This is a genomic window from Pseudomonas sp. A125, from assembly GCF_055409485.1.
The window spans coordinates 142,384-160,709 of record NZ_JBUZVP010000013.1 but is presented as its reverse complement, the minus strand read 5'-3'; the positions used below and the strand labels follow the sequence as shown (position 1 = coordinate 160,709).

Sequence of the window (18,326 nt, the reverse complement as noted above, 5' to 3'; positions counted from 1 at the left end):
CTATCCCCGGAATAGCTCCCTTGCATAACCTGTAACAATCCCCGTCGTCATTCGGGTTTGTAACCCAACCGCAAGCCGCCCCAATGCCTGCCATTGACCATGATGGGCACCGATAAATCGTGCATCAACTCGCCGGTATCGCGGGTATAGGTTTGCAACAACACCGCCTGCTGGTGGCTGCCGCAGCGGATGCCGGTGCGGTCTTCAAACTTGCGCTTGGTACGATTTTGTACTGCGTCCACCTGGGCATCGCCGGTCAAGGTTTTGGAAAACGCCTTGTTGTGGGTCGGTACGTAGCCCTGGGGCGTGCAGGCAATGGCGAATACCAAACCCTCATGCCGGGGCAGCAAGGCCTCCTGGATGGTTGGCAGCACCTGATCGGTGTAGCCGTCGAAACGTGTGTGGTACTTGCTCGGCCGGGTGTTGGGAATGGGCGTGTAACTGCGGTCGAACAGGTCATCAAGGCTGATACGGTTTTGCAGCACGTCGGCTTCAAACTGCGCGGCGATACGACCAGCCCCTTCGCGGGCCAGGTCATAAATGCGCTGGTGGTAGTCGTCCAGGCCTACTTCGGCGAGGCGCTCGCTGATGGTTTCTGCCTGGCCTTCCATTTGTACGGCGGCGTCTGCCAACTGCTGCGTTTGCTGGTCGCTGACGGTCAGATCACTGCGCATTTGCTCCACCGCATGGAACAGGCTGTCGAGTTGGGCACGGTTGGTGTCGGCGCCCTGGGCGATTTCACTGACCTGGCCTTCCACGTCCGCGGCCAGGGCGGCGATGCTGTCCAGTTGCTCACCAGCGTGCTCTACCTGTTCTACGCCGGATTGCAAATCTGCCGACAACTGCCGGATCTGCTCCACGACCTGGGCGGTACGCTGCTGGATATCCGCCACCATCACCCCGACTTCATCGGTGGCCGTGGCAGTTCGACCTGCCAGGCCACGCACTTCATCGGCGACAACCGCAAAGCCGCGGCCATGCTCACCGGCCCGGGCCGCTTCAATTGCCGCGTTCAAGGCCAGCAGGTTGGTCTGGCTGGCAATCGACTGGATCACCAGCGTGACGCGTTGGATCTCTTCACTGCGCTGGCTCAAGGCTTCGATCAATTGGCGGCTGTCGTTGGCGCGCTGGCTGAGTTGATGCATGCGGGTGATGGACTGCGCCAGCACCTCACGCCCTTCGGTACTGCGCTGATGGGCCTGGCTCGCGGCGCCAAGGGCTTGGCGACTCAGTTGCGAGGTGACCTTCTCGGTGCCAATCATCACTTCGGCGCTGCTGACAATCTGCTTGGCTGCGCCCAGTTGCGATTGCAGCCTGGCCGCCAGTTGCTTGACCGAATAGGCCACGCCGGCAGCAGACAATGCGTTATGGCTGGTGGTGTAGGACAGGTCGCGGGTCAAGTCGCCGATTGCGTCGCTGGCTTCGGACGCTGCAACGCTGGGAGTGCGATGTGTCAGGCGGGGTAGCCAGATCAGCAGCAGGGCCACCGGCAGGCACAGGTAAATCGAAAGTTGGGCGAACGCCATGCCCAGCAGCAACAGCACCAGGGCGGTGCTTTGCAGGAGCGGCGTCAACCAGCCGGGCGACTGTCGCGCCACCGCCGGTGGTGACACTGCTGCGCCCATCAGAGATCCGTCTCCAGCCATGTTCGTTACCCCACTGCTTGTCGTTATTGTGACTGCATTAAACGCCACTATGTAGCCATTATCCATGGGCCTTTAGTGGGGGGCTTGCAGCAGATCAATAAACGGGGGGAACGGGCCACGCTCTGTAGGAGCCCGGAGTGCCGGCGACGGCGGCTCCAGGCACGCAGCAAACCTCAAGGGCTCATCGCCGGCAAGCCGGCTCCTACAAGGACGGCATCAGGCTTGACGCTGGTGCTTGTCGATTTGCTCGTGGCGCTCTTGCGCTTCGATGCAGTACTTGGTGGTCGGGCTGATCAGCAGGCGCTTGAGGCCGATAGGCTCGCCGCTGTCATCACACCAGCCGAAGGAATCTTCCTTGATACGGCCCAGGGCCTGCTCAAGTTGCGGCAGCATGCGCTGGTCGCGGTCGATAGCGTTCACCAGCCAGGTGCGCTCTTCTTCGACAGAAGCGGCGTCAGCCGGGTCAGCCGGGGTGTCCAGGCTTTCGATGGCGATGCGGTTCTGCTCAATGCGCTCGTGGTGTTCCACTTTCATGTCTTGCAACAACTGCTCAAAAAAAGCGTGCTGCTCGGCATTCATGTAGTCATCCGCCGGCATGGCCAGCAACTTTTCCTTTGTCATTGATTTCTCTATAAAAAATACGTGCATCAAGGCGAATAAGGGAGCGTTCCGGAAGGCCTGTGCAGGTCTCGGAAAGGCGCCGTCCATTTCAAGCGCCACCCGGCACTCAATTTACGAGGGGCGGCAGTCTAAGGCCGACTTGAGGGCTCAGCAACTGAAATGACAGGCATTTTTTCCAAGATAACCCGCAAAGGCACCAGGACGGGCTCGGCGAACGGTCATCGGAGTGCGTTTATAGCAAGAAATTCAGTGTTGTGGAGCTATATAGAAGACAAACGGTTAAACGTTGATGGCAAAACGCTCATGTGGGAGCCGCGCTTGCCCGCGATGCAGTCGACTCGGTCTGTCAGCGAGACCAAGCTGATGCTATCGCAGGCAAGCCAGCTCCCACATTGATTGATGCAGCCTTCAGTACCGCTTCAGCGCTTGAGCTTGCGCTTGTTGCGATACTGGTCGATCACCACCGCTACCACGATGATCAGGCCCTTGATGATGTCCTGGATGTACGCATCCACGCCCACAAAGGTAAACCCGCTGGCCATCACCCCGAGAATCAACGCGCCGATCACGGTGCCGGTGATGCGCCCTACGCCGCCCGCCAGGCTGGTGCCGCCGATCACTGCGGCGGCAATCGCGTCCAGCTCGTATGACATGCCCATGCCCGCTTGCCCGGTGGCCGCCCGTGCCGAGGCCACCACGCCGGCCAGGCCTGCCAGCAAGCCGGCGATGCTGTAGACGATGATCAGGTGACGCTTGACGTTGATCCCCGAGGTACGCGCGGCCTGCATGTTGCCGCCGATGGCGTAGGTGTATTTGCCGTACTTGGTGTAGCGCAGCGCGATATGGAAGATCACCGCTACCACCAGGAAGATCACCACCGGCATCGCGCCATGGCCGATCGCCGTGTAGGAATCCGAGAGCATGCTCACCGGCTGGCCTTCGGTGTAGTAACGCGCCAGGCCGCGGGCCGAGACCATCATGCCGAGGGTGGCGATAAACGGTGGAATCCCGGTGACCGCAATAATACTGCCATTGATTGCCCCCGCCAGCAGCCCCACACCCAGGCCCATCGCCACGGGTATCCATACCGGCAGGTCAGTCAGGGACGGAAACACCGCACGGGAAAAGTCGGACGTCTGCGCCAGGCTGGCGGCGATCATTGCCGACAAGGCCAGCACCGAACCCGAGGACAAATCAATACCGGTGGTGATGATCACCTGGGTCACGCCTATCGCCAGCAGGCCGATGATCGACACTTGCAGGATCATCAGCACCAGGCGCTGGGAGTTCATCAAAAAGCTCTGGTCGCGTACGATCCAGCCGAACAACTCAAACACCAGGCCAATGCCGATCAGCACCAGCAGGATGCTCAGTTCGGTGGGGATGCGTCGACGGTGCTTGACCGGCGCGGTGGCAGGCTTCTTTTCCTCGGGTTTGCTTTCCAGTATCGCGTTCATAACCACTCACCTTTTTTTATCGCGTCGCGCCGGCCACAACGGGCCGGCGCCGTCTGTTCGTTAGTGGACCGCCGTCATACCGGAAGCCAGTTGCATGACTTTTTCCTGGGTCGCATCGCTGCGGTCCAGGGTGCCCATCAGGTCGCCTTCGTGCATCACCATCACCCGGTCGCTCATGCCCAGCACCTCTGGTAGCTCCGAGGAAATCATGATCACGGCCATGCCTTCGCTGGCCAGGTAGGAAATCAGCCGGTAGATCTCGGCCTTGGCGCCCACGTCGATGCCACGGGTGGGTTCGTCGAGGATCAACAGCCGCGGGTTGGTCATCAGCCAGCGCGCCAGCAAGGCTTTTTGCTGGTTGCCACCGGACAAGGTGTCGATGCATTGCTCCAGCGACGGGGTTTTCACCCGCAGCTTGGTGCACATGTCTTCGCACAGGGCACGCAGGGCTTTTTGCTGGATAAAGCCGTTGCCGGAGTAATGCGGCAGCACGGCCATTTCCATGTTTTCGAGCACCGACAGGCACGGGAACAGACCACTGAGCTTGCGGTCTTCGGTCAACAGCGCAAAACCCTTCTCGATGGCCATGTGCGGATCAGTGATGCGTACGGTCTTGCCGTCCAGCTGGATCTCGCCGCCGGAGCTTGGGGTGATGCCAAAGATGGTTTCGGCCACGTTGGTACGGCCCGAGCCCATCAAGCCGGCAATGCCGAGAATCTCCCCGGCGTGCAGGTCAAACGACACGCCCTGGAACACCCCGTCCAGGCGCAGGTCGCGCACCGACAGCAGCAAATTACCGATAGGTTTATCGCGCACCGGGAACAGCTGGCTCAACTCACGCCCCACCATCATCGAGATCAAGCTGTCGCTGTTCATGCTGTCGGCCCGCTGCAGCCCTATATAGGCACCGTCGCGGAACACCGCCACTTCGTCGGCGATGGAGAACACTTCGTTCATTTTATGGGTGATGTAGATGATGCCTTTGCCCTGGGACTTGAGGTCGGCAATGATCGAAAACAGGTGAGCCACTTCCTTGTCGGTAATGGCTGAAGTCGGTTCATCCATGATCAGGATGTCGGAGTCATAGGACACCGCCTTGGCAATCTCGACCATCTGCCGCTCGGCGATGCTCAGGTTGCCGACGTGCTCTTCCGGGTCGAGGTTGATCCGCAGCCGGGCCAGCAGCTCGGCGGTGCAGCGGTGCATTTCCCGGTGGTTGACCATGTGCAGGCCGTTGAGCTGTTCGCGGCCGATCCAGATGTTCTCGGCGATGCTCATGTGCGGCATCAGGTTGAGTTCCTGGTGGATCATCGCGATGCCGGCTTGCAGCGCGGCCAACGGCGTTTCGAATTTGATCGGCTTGCCACGCAGGCGGATTTCACCGGCGTCGGGTTGATAGATGCCGGCAATGATCTTCATCAGCGTCGACTTGCCCGCGCCGTTCTCGCCCATCAGCGCCAGCACCGAGCCGGGGCGCACCCGCAGCTGCACATCGGCCAGGGCCACGACGCCGGGAAAGCCTTTGCTGATGTTGGAGATTTCCAGCAGGTAGGGCTCGGTCAGCCCGTCGGGTTGCGGGCCCGGCAGCGGGGCTTGCGAAGCAGTCGCTTGAGCAAACATATCGGGTACTCCGTCAGCAGGGCCGCCGTGGCCGCCCTGCCGGTTTATTGTTGTTATTGAGGGCTACTTGAAGTCTTTGACGTTGTCTGGCGTGATCAGCTTGAACGGGATCACCACGTTCTGCTCGACGGCCTCGTGCTTCGCCATCTTGCGCGCCGCTTCCACCGAACCCACGGCCTGGCCGTTGGCGTCCTGGAACACCGACACCGTCATCTCGCCCCGGGTGATCGCGTTCAACCCGTCCGGCGTGCCGTCAACCCCACCGATCAATACGCTGCCCGGTTTAACGCTGGCGGTCTTCAGGGCCATGGCGGCCCCGATGGCCATTTCATCGTTGTTGGCGACCACGGCGTTGAACTCACGCCCCTGGGTCAACCAGTCGTTGACCAGGGTCATGCCCTTGTCGCGCAGCCAGATACCGGTCTGTTCCTGTTCGATCTTGATGCCCGGGTACTTGGCAAGGATTTCCTTTACACCGTCGGTACGGTTGGTGGTCGAGTTGTTGGCCAGGTCGCCCAGCAGAATCACGATCTTGCCCTTGCCGCCCATCTTGTCCGCCAGATACTGCATTTGCAGGCGACCGGCCTCCTTGTCATCGGAAACCACGGTGGCCACGCCTTTGGGCAAGTCTTTCTGGTCAGGACGGCGGTTGACGAAAACCAGCGGGATGCCCGCCTCGGTCGCGGCCTTGATCATCCTGCCGGTGGACGCAGTGTCGACCGGGTTGACCACAATGGCGTCGACCTTCTGGCTGATAAAGTTTTCCACCTGACTGAGCTGCTTGACCACGTCGGCACGGGCATCTTCGAATTGCAGTTGCACGCCGTCACCCTTGGGATAGGACTTGGCTTGCTTGTCCATGTCTTCGCGCAGGTAGGTCAGCCAGGTGTCGTCGAACTGCGACATGCTGACGCCCACCTTGATGTCGGCGGCGCTCGCCACACCGCTGGCAAGCATGATGGACAGGGCCAGCGAGGCGAAACGGATCTTGGTCTTCATGAACGGTCTGTCTCCAAATTCTTGTTGGTTTTTTGGACGTACGTTTACTTAGAACTCTTGTTGTTGCGAGGAAGGCAGCCGAACGATCGGCGCTCCCGGAATGCAGCACACCAGGGCGCCCTTGCTTTCGACGCACAGGACATTAAGGAAGGCGAAATACAGAGGCCGTGCGCGGGGCAGACCGCGACGTGGGAGGGCAGGATGTAAAACTCGCAGTACAGCGTTGAAGATTTTCATCTGACGGTACCTGGTTGTTTTGATCTTGTTTTTGTCGAGTCGTCCGAATCGAGTCCGAACGTACTTTATGCAACCTGGAATGACTTTATTGGAAAATAATTTCCATATCAACCTGTTTTAGAATTTTATTCTATTTTTCATCTTTGACGCTCCACATCAGCCATTTCCACGACCTGCTGACGCTCGGAGCTGAGGCGCGCGGCATCCAGCACACGGGTGGTTGCCAACGCATCCCGCGCATCCACCGGCAATGGACCATGGCCTTCCACCGCGCTTTGCAGCTGACTGTAGAACTGGTTCCAGCGGCCCTTTTCCGACGGGACCCGCTCGCGTTCCTCGCCTTGCTCAAACCAGCCCCAGCGTCGATGTTCTTCGGCGCCCCAGTGCTCGCCTTCGGTTTTCGGGGTCTTGCCGGCCAACAGCGCGTCTTCCTGGCCGTCCAGCCCTTCGACGGTGTAGCAACCGGCCGTGCCATTCACCCGAAAACGCGGGGCCTGGCTGTTTTGCAGGGCACTGCCCCACAGGTGTGAAACCACCCCGTTGGCGTGGGTCAACGATACAAAAAAGCCGTGGTCCACGTTGGGCTCATCCGCGGTGTAGTGCAACTGCGCGAACACCCGCTCCACCGGGCCGAACAGCTGCATGGCCTGGTCCACCAAATGGCTGCCCAAATCCCGCAGGAAACCACCGCCGCTGGCATTGCCCACCGAGCCTGGGTTGTAGCGCTCCACACGGGACTCGAAGCGGGTCACGGTACCCAGGGCGCCGGCATCGATCAGCTTGCGCACGGTCAGGAAGTCCGAGTCCCAGCGGCGGTTCTGGTAGACACTGAGCAGCACGCCCTGGCGCTCGGCGGCGGTAATCAAGGCTTGTGCCTGTTCGGCGTTGCTGGCAAAAGGTTTGTCGCTGACCACCGCCACACCGTGCTCAATGGCCTCCAGCACCAGCGCCGGGCGGCCCTTGAGGGTGGTGGAGATCACCAGGGCATCAACGCCCGCATCGGTGATCTGCCCGATACTGTCAAAGGCTTTGACACCGGGGTGGTCCGTCGCCAGTTGCTCGCGACGTTCAGGTGAACGCGTCACCACCCCGACAAAGGTCGCCCCCGGCAAGCTGGCTATCAGGGGTGCATGAAAAACGCGGCCACCCTTGCCGTATCCAACCAGTCCGATTCGCATACAAATACTCCTTGGTTAATTGTGGCGAGGGAGCTTGCTCCCGCTCGACCGCGTAGCAGTCGCAACATTTTGGGGGCGTTTCGCACCCCAGCGGGAGCAAGCTCCCTCGCCACAGAACACGCCACAACGATCTAAGAGCACAGTTCGCGGGTAACCCGCTCCAGCATCATCCGGTTGGACTCATCCGGCCGGTCTTCCCAGGCAAACACCGACACCGTGGCGATGCCGTCGAACTTGATTTCCCGCAGGGTGCCAAAAAACGCCTCCCAGTTGACCTCGCCCTGGCCGATGTCCAAGTGCTGGTGCACGGTGGCGGTGACGCCCGGCGGGTTGACGATGTAGCGCAAGTTGGACGACGCCCGGTGGTTGTAGGTGTCGGCAATGATCAAATGGCTGAGTTTGGAGCCTGCGTACTTGAGCATCGAGGCGATATCGCCCTTGCCGTCGTCGTAGAAGAAGGTATGCGGCGCGGCGTAGAGGTAGTTGATCCAGTCACGGTCGAGGCCGCGGATGATGTCGACCGACTCGTTGTTGCGCTCGCAGAAGTCGTACGGATGCGCCTGGATATCCAGCTTGACGCCTTCACGTTCGAACTCCGGCATCAGTTCGTCCATGGAGCGCATGAACTGGTTTTCGCACACCAGCGGGTTGTCGGACTGGCCGGTGAATTCGCTGTTGACCAGTTCGCAGTCCATTTCCACGGCGATCTGGATCGCGCGCTTCCAGTTGCGTACGGCGGCAACACGCAAGCCTTCGTCGGCGGCGGCCCAGTGGTACATGGGCAGCAGCGACGAGAGCTGCACGCCGGCGTCGCTCAAGGCCTTGCGAAATTCCTTGATGCGCGCCCGGTCCACCCGGGCGGCCTTGTAGAACGGCAGGAAGTCTTCACGGGGTGAAAGTTCGATGTGCTGGTAGCCCAGCTCGGCGGCCTTGTCGACCATTTGGCCGAGGGGCAGGTGGCGGTACATGTAGGGGTCTAATGCGATGCGCATGTTAGAAGCTCTCCCGAATCTGAGGGTGGGACCCGATCAAATGTGGGAGCTGGCTTGCCTGCGATAGCGGTGTATCAGGCGACAGTGATGTTGAATGTGCCGCCTTCATCGCAGGCAAGCCAGCTCCCACACTGGCCGGGGTCCTCCAGTGGAATAGGTGGTTATCCGTAGAAATGTGGACGGGGCGGCAGACCTACTTTCACAATCTGCCCATTGTTCTGCGCTTCGATACACGCATCCGCCGCCACCGCCGCCGCAAAACCATCCCACGCCGACGGCCCGCCGACCTGCCCTGCCCTTACGCCATCAATGAACGCCTGCAACTCGACGTCATAGGCCGCGATAAACCGGTCTTTCCAATCCATCAGGATCGCGTTCGACAGCTTGGCCCCGCTGCGCATCTGCACCTGGGACGGCTCCGGCAACTTGGCGATGCCCGTCTCGCCCACCACTTCACACTGAATGTCGTAGCCGTACTGGCAGTTCACGAATACTTCCACATCGATACGCGTGCCCTTGGCGGTTTCCAGCAGCACGATCTGCGGGTCACGCAAGTGCGCCAGCGCCTTGCTCGATTTACGCGGGAACACCACCTGCACCGATACGTAGTCATCGGCCAGCAACCAGCGCAACACATCCAGCTCGTGGATCAAGGTGTCGGTAATCGCCATGTCGGTCTTGTAGTTCTCGCCCACGCTCGGGTTGCGGTGGGCGCAGTGCAGCATCAACGGTTCGCCGATCTGGCCGCTGTCGATCACCGCTTTCAACGCGCGATAGCCCTGGTCATACGGGCGCATGAAGCCCACTTGCACCAGGCGCTTGCCGTGGGCCACTTCGGCCTCGACGATCTTGCGGCAACCTACGGCGGTCACGGCCAGTGGTTTCTCGCAGAACACCGGTTTGCCGGCAGCAATGGCCGCCAGCACGAACTCTTCGTGGCTCGGGCCCCAGGAGGTCACGAGGATCGCCTCGACTTGCGGCGAGTTGATCAGCGCGTGGCCGTCCGGGTACACCTCGGCGGTGAGTTTCAGGTCCGAGACGACCTTGGCAGCCTGCTCAAGGTTGATGTCCGTCACGGCCACCACCTGGCTGTTGAGCAAGGTCTGGCTGCAACGACGAATATGATCCTGGCCGATGGCGCCAGTACCGATAACACCCAACTTCAAAGACATGGAAACACTCCTCTTGTTATTAGTACTGCCGGGCCTTGGCCAGGCGTTCATTGAGTTGTTTGGCTACCGCATCGGTGCGCTCGCTGGTGGACACCTGCGCCACACCCACGCGCCACCACGACAGGTATTTGTGGATCATGGTTTTGGGCAAAACCTTGATATCAATCAGCGTCGACACCGTTTGTGTAAGCGCATCGGCCAGCGCCGCCTGCAGCTGCTCCACGGTATTGACCTTATAGGTCTTGCAGCCATAGGCCGCCGCGCTCATGGCGAAGTCCACCGGCACAAAACCGCCGTCGAGCTTGCCGGTTTCAGGGTTACGGAAGCGGAACTCGGTGCCGAAGCTGTCCATGCCGTGTTCCATCTGCAGGTTGTTGATGCAGCCGAAGGTCATGTTGTCCAGCAGCACCACGTTGATCTTGCGCCGCTCCTGGATCGAGGTGGCCAGCTCCGAATGCAGCATCATGTAAGAGCCATCGCCCACCAGTGCGTAAACCTCGCGCCCAGGCTCGGCGAGCTTGACGCCCAATGCGGCGTTGACCTCGTAGCCCATGCACGAATAGCCGTACTCGACGTGGTAGGTGTTGACGCCCTTGCTGCGCCAGCTGCGCTGCAAGTCACCGGGCAGGCTGCCGGCGGCGGCGACGATGATCGCGTCGTCGGCCAGGGTTTCATTCAACACGCCGAGTACGCGGCTTTGGGTCAGGCAGGAACCGGTCAGCTCGATGAATTCGCGCAGCACCGCCGGGTCCATATGGTCGTTGATTTCCGGCACGAAGTTTTCGGTCTGGTAATCGGCCTGGTAGATGCGGTCGACCTCGGCGTCGAGCTGCGCCTTGGCATCCCGTGGTTGATCGCCCCAGCTGGAGCGATAGTCGCCCAGGGCTTCAGCCAGCGCTTGGAGGCCTACCTTGGCATCCGCCAGCAACTGCACGGCATCCAGTTTCAGCGCATCGCACGGGCTGATATTGAGGTTGAGAAACCGCACTTCAGGGTGTTTGAACAGCGACTTCGACGACGTGGTGAAGTCGGTATAACGCGTGCCGATGCCGATAATCAGGTCGGCTTCCGGCGCCAGCAGGTTCGCCGCCAGGCAACCGGTTTCACCGAGGCCGCCGAGGTTCAGTGGATGGCTGGACACCACCGCGCTCTTGCCCGCCTGGGTTTCCGCGAAAGGAATGTCGAAACGCTCGGCAAAGGCTTGCAGCGCGGCGTTCGCCCCGGAGTATTTGACCCCGCCGCCACACACGATCAGCGGTTTACGCTTGCCCTTGAACGCCGCCACCGCATCGCCCAGCATCGCCTCGGTGGCCGGACGACGGTCGATACGGTGCACACGTTTTTGCAGGAAGTAATCCGGGTAATCCCAGGCTTCAGCCTGCACATCCTGCGGCAGGGCCAGGGTCACGGCGCCGGTTTCCGCCGGGTCGGTGAGCACACGCATGGCGTGAATCGCCGCCGTCATCAACTGTTCGGGGCGATTGATGCGGTCCCAGTATTTGCTCACCGCACGAAAGGCGTCGTTGGTGCTGATGCTCAGATCGTGGAACTGCTCGATCTGTTGCAGTACGGGGTCCGGCTGGCGGCTAGCGTACACGTCACCGGGCAACAGCAGCAACGGGATCCGGTTGGCCGTCGCGGTCGCCGCAGCGGTCAACATATTCGCCGCGCCCGGCCCTACCGAAGAGGAGCAAGCGTAGATCTTGCGGCGCAAGTGCTGCTTGGCAAAACCAATTGCCGCGTGGGCCATGCCCTGCTCGTTGCGGCCCTGATGCACCACCAGATCACCGCTGTCCTGTTCCAGCGCCTGGCCAAGACCCAGCACATTACCGTGGCCGAAAATCGTGAAAATGCCGGCGACGAATTTGCTCTGCACACCATCGACTTCGATGTACTGGTTATCCAGAAACTTCACCAGGGCCTGGGCCATGGTCAATCGGGTTGTGGTCATGTGGTGCCCCTTATCGTTTCTGCAGGTGGGCCATGCTCGCCCCCAAGGCCTGCTTGATATCCGCCAGCCCATGCACGCTTTCGGCGAACGGCTCGAACGACAGGTGGCCGCTGTAGCCGGTGCTGAGTAAGGTGTCGATCTGCGCGGCGTTGCCGAGGATGTCACCCTCGCCCACCAATACGCGGTGGCCGTCGCGGATCGAGTTCAGCGGCGCCTGCGCATCTTCCACGCCAGAGATATGCACCAGCCCGGTCAACTCAGGGAAGAACTCATGTTCGCTGGCCAGGTGGTGGTGAAAGGTGTCGTGCACCACACGGAACACATCCAGGCCACCGATGGCCTTGATCGCATCCACCGCCACGCGTTTGCGGCGCAGGGAGCATTCTTCAAATCCCAAGGGCTCGACAAAACCGAGAATCCCGTATTCGCGCAGGATCGGCGCCAGCTCGCTCAAGGCTGTGCGCAAGCCGGTCGCACGCTGGGCTTCGTTGCGTGAATCGGCACGGTCGTTCAACGGGCACATCACCAAGGCCTGCGCACCGCATTCGCGGGCATAGGCAGCCAGCTTGATCGCCTGGGCGCGGCGTTCGTCATTCCACACATCGAAGGGGTACAGCGCGTTGATCGTCAGCACGGTGATGCCGTGCACCGCGCACAATTCGCGCACGCGGCTGGCGGGGGTGCCGTCTTCAATCTCGATGCCTTTAAGGTCGTTGCGGATCTCGATGGCGTCGCATTTGAGGGTCACCGCCAACTGGATAAAATCCGGCAGGGAAAGGCTGGGGGCGACCATGCGGTTCAGGGCAAAACGTAGAGGCGACTTCATTATTGTTGTGCTCCACACTCGAAAAAGTTACTTGGCGGTTGGCATGCTGAATTCAGGGCCCTTGGCGATGCTGTCAGGCCAGCGTTGCATGATGCTTTTGTAGCGGCTGTAGAAACGAATGCCTTCTTCACCGTAGGCGTGGTGGTCACCGAACAGCGAGCGCTTCCAGCCACCGAACGAGTGCCAGGCCATCGGCACCGGAATCGGCACGTTGATGCCGACCATGCCGACCTTGATGGTGCGGGCAAAGGCGCGGGCGATGCCGCCGTCGCTGGTGAAGCACGACACGCCGTTGCCGAACTCATGGGCGTTGATCAAGGCGACGGCACTGGCAAAATCCGCAACCCGCACGATGCCCAGCACCGGCCCGAAGATCTCTTGCTGGTAGATGCTCATCTCGGTGGTGACGTGATCGAACAAGGTCGCGCCAACGAAGAAACCACCCTGCGCGCCCGGCACCTTGAAGCCACGGCCATCGACGATCAGCTTCGCGCCCTGGGCCACGCCCTGGTCAATAAAACCTTCGACCTTGGCCTTGTGTTCGGCGGTGACCAGCGGCCCCATCTCACTGTCTTTGTGCATGCCGTTGCCGACCTTCAGCTGGTCGATACGCGGCAGCAGTTTTTCGATCAGCTTGTCGCCGACATCGCCCACCACCACGGCAATCGAAATCGCCATGCACCGCTCGCCCGCCGAGCCATAAGCCGCGCCGATCAAGGCGTCGGCCGCCTGGTCCAGGTCGGCGTCGGGCATCACGATCATATGGTTCTTCGCACCGCCCAGCGCCTGCACACGCTTGCCGCGCTGGGTGGCTTGCTGGTGGATGTACTCGGCGATTGGCGTGGAGCCGACAAACGAAATCGCCTCGACGTCCGGGTGCTGCAACAGGCCGTCTACGGCGCTCTTGTCGCCCTGCACCACGTTGAACACGCCGTCGGGCAGCCCGGCTTCGGTCAGCAGGCGGGCCATCAGCAAGCTGGCGGACGGATCGCGCTCGGACGGCTTGAGGATGAAGCAGTTACCGGTGGCCAGCGCCAGCGGGATCATCCACAGCGGCACCATCACCGGGAAGTTGAACGGGGTAATGCCGGCGCACACGCCCAGTGGCTGGCGCAGGTTCCAGTTGTCGATGCCGCCGCCGATGTTGTCGCTGAAATCGGTTTTCAGCAGGTTGGGCGCGCCACAGGCGTACTCGACAATCTCGATGCCGCGGGTGACTTCGCCCTTGGCGTCGGAGAACACCTTGCCGTGTTCGCGGCTGATGATTTCGGCCAGCTCATCGTGGTGCTGGTCGAGCAGTTCCTTGAACTTGAACAACACCCGCGAACGACGCAGGGACGATTGTTCGGACCACGCGGGGAACGCTTTGAGGGCTGAAGCTACGGCGTCATCGACGGTCTTCTGGCTGGCCAACCCCACGCGGGCCTGGACTTCGCCCGTGGCCGGGTTGAATACATTGCTGAAGCGCTCGCTGTCGCTGTCCTGCACCTGGCCGTTGATGTAATGGCCGATTACCTGGGCGTTGCTCATTATTGTTCTCCGTCGAAGGTGCTTAAAGATCCAGCAGCCAGCTGTGCTGCGGGTCGTTATGGAAATGCCAGGCGCGCGTGGGGCCGGCCATCACGTTCAGGTAGTAGGACTCGTAGCCATACGGGACGCTGACCGGGTGATACCCCTTGGGCACCACCACCAGGTCGCTGTTTTCCACGGCCATGGCCTGGTCGATGCTGCGGTCGTCGGTGTAGACCCGCTGGAACACAAAACCCTGGGGCGGGTTGACCTGGTGGTAATAGGTTTCTTCGAGAAAGCTCTGGTGCGGCAAATCGTCGGTGTCGTGCTTGTGGGGCGGGTAGCTCGACGAGTGACCGGACGGCGTACGTACCTCCACCACCAAAAGCGAATGGGCGGGCTCGCTGTCGGGCAGGATGTCGCACACGTAGCGGGTGTTGGCGCCCTTGCCGCGCACGCTGCGCTTGCATTGCTCGGGGCGGATCAAGCGAGGCTCAAGACCGGCGTCCGTTGAACCGGGCGCGGCGCACACGGCGATCTGTACGTCGCTGAGTGCGATGACCTGGGCGTCGGTGCCCGGTGGCAAATAGGCGGCGAAGGGTGATTTGTCTTCGAACACCGAGTGGCGGTCGCCGAGGTTTTCCCAGTTGAAGCCTTCACCCTGGATGTTCACCCGGCCACTGAGCAGCACCAGGCACAGTTCTTTATCACCGGCCGTCACGGGCAGGGTTTCGCCCAGGCTCAGGCGGTAGGCGGCAAAACCCACGTATTCCAGGCGCCCTTCTTCCAGCGCGACCATGGTTTGCCCGCGTTTGCTGCTTTTGACCAACAGGCTCATTGTCCAATCCTCTCACTGAGCAGTGCGCGCAGGGTGTCGTAGCCCTTCTTCGCATAGACGTAGCTGGGCGCCACGGCAGGATCCTGTTCCGCCTCCACCACCAGCCAGCCGTGGTAGTTGGCGGCCAACAGCACATCCAGCAGCGCGGCGAAGTCGATATCACCATCGCCGGGCACGGTGAAGGTGCCGTTGACGATGCAGTCCGGGAAGCTCCACATCTGGTTGCGTGCCAGTTGCACCACCGGCTTGCGCACATCTTTGAAGTGCACGTGGCAGATGCGGTCGATGTGCTTGCGCAGCACCTCGACAGGCTCGCCGCCGCCCATGTAGCAGTGGCCAGAATCGAACAGCAGGCCGACTTCGGGGCCGGTGAGGCGCATCAGGCAGTCGATGTCTTCCGGGGACTCGACGTACGCGCCCATATGGTGGTGGTACGCCAGGCGCACGCCCTGGGACAAGGTAAAGCGCGCCAGTTCGGTGAGTTTGTCGGCGTACTCTTGCCAGGCCTGTTCGCTGTGAAAACGCGGGCGTTCCATCAGGCGTACCGGCGAACCCTGGATCGAATCGGCGACTTCGCCGTATACCAAGACGCTGGCGCCGTTTTCGCGCAGCAGTTCGACATGGCTGGCGATGGCCTCGATTTCTTCTGCCACCGAGCGCCGGGCCAGGCGGCTGGAATACCAGCCGGAGACCAGTGCCAGGTCGTAGGGGCGCAACACATCGCCCACGCCCTTGGCGTCCTTGGGGAATTTACCGTTGAGTTCAAAACCTTCGTAGCCGATGTCCTTGCCTTCGCTGAGGGCTGTACTCAACGGCGTTTCGCCGCCCAGGGCCGGCAGGTCGTCGTTGCTCCAGGAGATCGGGTTGATGCCAATTCGGATAGCGGGCATGGCTGCACCTATTATTGTTTTTCAGAGTTGCCTGAGATCTGCTTTATGTGGAAGCCCGCTTGTGTGGGAGCTGGCTTGCCTGCGATGCAGACACCTCGGTGCTTCAGATAGACCGAGTGGATCCTATCGCGGGCAAGCCCAGCTCCCACATAAACCAGCTCCCACCTTTGATTGCATTCCAATTCAACGACCGGTGTTCAACTTCGGGCGCTGCGCCAGGCATTGATCAGCTGTTCGAATATGCCCTGGGCTTGTTGAATCAGCCCCTCATCGTCAATCTCCCCCGCCAGCCAGGCTCGGCTTGGCTCTTGGAAGATCGTGCGGCCCACGGCAAAACCACGGCAGGTCTGGCTCTGGCCCGCTTGCTGGAAGCCATCGGCCAGGCACTCGGCCGACGCGTTCAGGCCCAGCAGCACCACGCCCCGGCAATAGGGATCGCGCTCCTGAATCAGTTCGTCGAGCTTTTTCCAGTCCGCGGCCGACTGCGCCTCGATCTTCCACCACGCCGGGTAAATACCCAGGTTGTACAGGCGCTTGAGGCTGCGATACAGCACGTCGGGATAGGTGGACGGGTGATCCTTGGGCGGCACGACTTCCAGCAGCAGCTCGTGGCCGCTGACCAGGGACGCCTGATACAGGGCCTTGAGTTGCGCTTCCTGTTCCAGGCGCAGCAGCGGCTCGTCGTCGGGGTGAAATTGCACCAGGCACTTGATGATCTGCTCCTGGGGCCAGGCAATCAGGTTGCTGCCCACCGAGCGCCCGTGTTCAAAGACCAGCGGCCGTGAGTTCTGCACTTCCACCGGGCGGGCGATCCACCAGCCGCGACCACTGGCGGCGTTCAACGCGTCCTGGCCAAAACGTTGGTCAGCCAGAATCCCGACGTCCGCCTCGACGCCTTGCTCCGCCAGTTTGCTTTCAACCCGTTCCACGGCCTGGATAAACAGTTGCTTGAGGGCACTGATCCGCGCCAGGTCCTGGCCGCCCTTCTGTGCCAGTTCTACCAACTGCCAACGGTGGTCGAAGGCAAACACAAACAGCTGCTTCCAGACTTTGCGCGGCACGCTGACCCGGTGCAGGCGTTGCAGCACCGCGTCCTGGTCCGGGCGGGTAATCGGCACCGGGCTGTTGAACAGGTAGTCGAGTTCGGCACGGGTCGGCATCGCCGGCGCGCAGGCATGGCGCGACACCACCAGGCCGCCGCAGGCATTGGCCAACTGGCAGCAGCGATCGTCGTTGGCGTCTTCCAGCCAACCGCTGAGGAATCCGGCCATGAAGGCATCACCGGCGCCCAGCACGTTGAGCACTTCCACTCGTACACCGGGATAGATCGCGCCATCTTCAAGGCGCGCCGGAATGTCGCCATGGATCACCGTGCAGCCTTGCGGGCCGAGCTTGACCACCAGGGTGGCCGAGGTCAGGCCGCGCACCGTACGCAGCGCTGTCAGCAAATCTTCGCTGCCACCGGCCATCAGGAATTCTTCTTCGGTGCCGACGATCAGGTCAAAACGCGGGAGGATTTTTTGCACGTGCTGGCTGACATTCTGGTCGGCCACAAACCGGGTTTCGCCGTCGGCCTTGCCGGCCAGGCCCCAGAGCACTGGGCGGTAGTCGATGTCGAGCACACGTTTGACGTTGTGCTTCTCGGCATAGTCCAGGGCCTGGATGCTGGCCTTGTACACGCCGTCGGTGGAGAAGTGAGTGCCGGTGATCAGCAGCACCTTGCTCGAAGCAATAAAGGCTTCGCTGATGTCTTCAGCACGCAGGGCCATGTCGGCGCAGTTCTCGCGGTAGAACACCAGCGGGAAGGTTTCGCGGTCCTTTAGACCCAGCAGCACCAGGGCGGTGAGGCGTTCCGGGTCGACCTTGATGCCGCTGACGTCGCAGCCTTCGCGGGCCAGGGACTCCAGCAGGAAACGTCCCATATGATCGTCCCCCACCCGGCTCAACATCGCCGACTTGAGCCCCAGCCGCGCGGTGCCGAATGCGATGTTGGCGGAGGAACCACCGAGGTACTTGGCGAAGCTTGAGACATCCGAAAGGGGCGCACCCACTTGTTGTGCGTAAAGGTCGACGCCCAGGCGTCCCAGGCAAATCAGATCCAATTGACGCCCACTGGCAAAACGAGTCTGGCCCATGCTGGCTCCTGTTATTTTTATCAGCCTGCGTGTGCCGTCGTGGTGGCGGCACCCGCTCTTGGTGCAAGCAGACTAGAACGTCTGGCGACGCCAATCAATATTTATTCTATAAATATTTTTTGTAGAATATATTTTCCAATAAGTCATCATCGGTATATCCCAGCCACGGTGCATCGATTCAGCAGCACCGTGGCACGGGATGCCGAGGTATTTTTTTGCGCCTACCCTGTAGACTTGCGCACATCGACTTATTGT

Annotated in this window: 15 protein-coding genes; all 15 read right to left on the bottom strand. The window is 61.1% G+C overall.

Annotation, left to right across the window (positions count from 1 at the left end):
- Positions 1-47 precede the first annotated feature (47 nt).
- The 15 genes from ACZRN6_RS19145 to ACZRN6_RS19075 all read right to left on the bottom strand — a co-directional run bounded on the left by ACZRN6_RS19145 (position 48) and on the right by ACZRN6_RS19075 (position 18,071).
- Positions 48-1,262, bottom strand: a complete 1,215-nt coding sequence (locus tag ACZRN6_RS19145; protein ID WP_464008554.1) for a methyl-accepting chemotaxis protein — start codon at positions 1,260-1,262, stop codon at positions 48-50.
- A 600-nt stretch (positions 1,263-1,862) separates the two neighbouring features.
- Complete coding sequence (locus ACZRN6_RS19140; RefSeq protein WP_010173153.1) at positions 1,863-2,267, bottom strand: TraR/DksA family transcriptional regulator; 405 nt, start codon at positions 2,265-2,267, stop codon at positions 1,863-1,865.
- A 419-nt stretch (positions 2,268-2,686) separates the two neighbouring features.
- Positions 2,687-3,724, bottom strand: coding sequence for an ABC transporter permease (locus tag ACZRN6_RS19135; protein ID WP_464008530.1), 1,038 nt, complete (start codon positions 3,722-3,724; stop codon positions 2,687-2,689).
- A gap of 60 nt (positions 3,725-3,784) precedes the next feature.
- Positions 3,785-5,344: a sugar ABC transporter ATP-binding protein gene (locus ACZRN6_RS19130; RefSeq protein ID WP_322144785.1), complete on the bottom strand. Its 1,560-nt coding sequence runs from the start codon at positions 5,342-5,344 to the stop codon at positions 3,785-3,787.
- A gap of 63 nt (positions 5,345-5,407) precedes the next feature.
- Positions 5,408-6,343 (bottom strand): sugar ABC transporter substrate-binding protein, encoded by a 936-nt coding sequence (locus ACZRN6_RS19125; RefSeq protein WP_464008529.1) that lies wholly within the window; start codon positions 6,341-6,343, stop codon positions 5,408-5,410.
- A gap of 48 nt (positions 6,344-6,391) precedes the next feature.
- Positions 6,392-6,580, bottom strand: a complete 189-nt coding sequence (locus ACZRN6_RS19120) for a hypothetical protein (protein WP_464008528.1) — start codon at positions 6,578-6,580, stop codon at positions 6,392-6,394.
- 137 nt (positions 6,581-6,717) lie between these two features.
- On the bottom strand, positions 6,718-7,758 hold the full coding sequence (locus tag ACZRN6_RS19115) for a Gfo/Idh/MocA family protein (protein ID WP_322144782.1): 1,041 nt from the start codon (positions 7,756-7,758) through the stop codon (positions 6,718-6,720).
- Positions 7,759-7,889: 131 nt separating this feature from the next.
- Positions 7,890-8,750, bottom strand: coding sequence for a sugar phosphate isomerase/epimerase family protein (locus ACZRN6_RS19110; RefSeq protein WP_322144781.1), 861 nt, complete (start codon positions 8,748-8,750; stop codon positions 7,890-7,892).
- A gap of 161 nt (positions 8,751-8,911) precedes the next feature.
- Positions 8,912-9,922: a bifunctional inositol 2-dehydrogenase/D-chiro-inositol 1-dehydrogenase gene (gene iolG, locus ACZRN6_RS19105; RefSeq protein ID WP_464008527.1), complete on the bottom strand. Its 1,011-nt coding sequence runs from the start codon at positions 9,920-9,922 to the stop codon at positions 8,912-8,914.
- 19 nt (positions 9,923-9,941) lie between these two features.
- Positions 9,942-11,873, bottom strand: a complete 1,932-nt coding sequence (gene iolD, locus ACZRN6_RS19100) for a 3D-(3,5/4)-trihydroxycyclohexane-1,2-dione acylhydrolase (decyclizing) (RefSeq protein WP_464008526.1) — start codon at positions 11,871-11,873, stop codon at positions 9,942-9,944.
- A 10-nt stretch (positions 11,874-11,883) separates the two neighbouring features.
- Positions 11,884-12,699, bottom strand: coding sequence for a TIM barrel protein (locus ACZRN6_RS19095; protein ID WP_464008525.1), 816 nt, complete (start codon positions 12,697-12,699; stop codon positions 11,884-11,886).
- A 27-nt stretch (positions 12,700-12,726) separates the two neighbouring features.
- Positions 12,727-14,229 (bottom strand): CoA-acylating methylmalonate-semialdehyde dehydrogenase, encoded by a 1,503-nt coding sequence (locus ACZRN6_RS19090; RefSeq protein WP_322144777.1) that lies wholly within the window; start codon positions 14,227-14,229, stop codon positions 12,727-12,729.
- 22 nt (positions 14,230-14,251) lie between these two features.
- Positions 14,252-15,046 carry a 5-deoxy-glucuronate isomerase gene (gene iolB / locus ACZRN6_RS19085; protein WP_464008524.1) on the bottom strand — a complete coding sequence of 265 codons (795 nt, stop codon included), beginning with the start codon at positions 15,044-15,046 and terminating at the stop codon, positions 14,252-14,254.
- On the bottom strand, positions 15,043-15,936 hold the full coding sequence (gene iolE, locus ACZRN6_RS19080) for a myo-inosose-2 dehydratase (RefSeq protein ID WP_464008523.1): 894 nt from the start codon (positions 15,934-15,936) through the stop codon (positions 15,043-15,045). The genes iolB and iolE overlap by 4 nt, the downstream gene beginning before the upstream one ends.
- 197 nt (positions 15,937-16,133) lie before the next feature.
- Positions 16,134-18,071, bottom strand: a complete 1,938-nt coding sequence (locus ACZRN6_RS19075) for a bifunctional 5-dehydro-2-deoxygluconokinase/5-dehydro-2-deoxyphosphogluconate aldolase (RefSeq protein WP_464008522.1) — start codon at positions 18,069-18,071, stop codon at positions 16,134-16,136.
- Positions 18,072-18,326: the final 255 nt, after the last annotated feature.